Below are 626 nucleotides of genomic sequence, written 5' to 3' on the forward strand. Positions count from 1 at the left end.
AAAATTCTTCTAAATTATTTTTGTCTTTTAATTCTTTTTCTTTATCTTCATTTATTTTTAAAGAATTTGAGTTTTTAAATAATTTTATATCTTGCTTTAGTTTTCTTATGTGATTATTTTCTTCATTTATTGCGTATTCTTTTAGTCTTAAATCTATTTTAGGCTTTTTATCAATTTGATTTTTTTCAGTGTATTTATATAGATTTTCTAATTCTTCTAAATATTTTTCTTTACTCTCATTTAACATAAGTTCATCTAGCGTTAATGAACCATCTTTATTTTTATCCTTTAAAATAGTATCACTTAAATCCTTTGAAATAGTATTATGAGCTTCATACATTTCATCACTAATATCATCTCCTTTAGCATTAAGTTCTACGCTAGTAATTTGCAATAAATTATATTCATTTATCTCGCCATCAAGCCTTACTCCTAGCCTTGAGTTTAACATCTCTTCTTTGCTAAGCACTGCATTTTGGCTAACTTCTAAAAATTTATTAGCAATCTCACTAAACCAACCTGCTACATAATTAGCAGCGTCGCCTTTTAAAATAGTTTTTCCATTTTCTTCTAAAAAATCATTTTTATTAAAAAAGCTTTTTAAATCTTTTAAAGTATCTTTATCT

The 626-nt window shown here is 24.3% G+C and carries 1 protein-coding gene; it reads right to left on the reverse strand.

Going from position 1 to position 626, the window contains the following annotated elements:
* A partial coding sequence (locus KJQ97_RS09320) for a hypothetical protein (protein WP_214120680.1) occupies nucleotides 1-626 on the reverse strand: 626 nt, incomplete at both ends.

The sequence above is a fragment of the Campylobacter sp. 2018MI01 genome, from assembly GCF_018501205.1.
Lineage (GTDB): Bacteria > Campylobacterota > Campylobacteria > Campylobacterales > Campylobacteraceae > Campylobacter_E.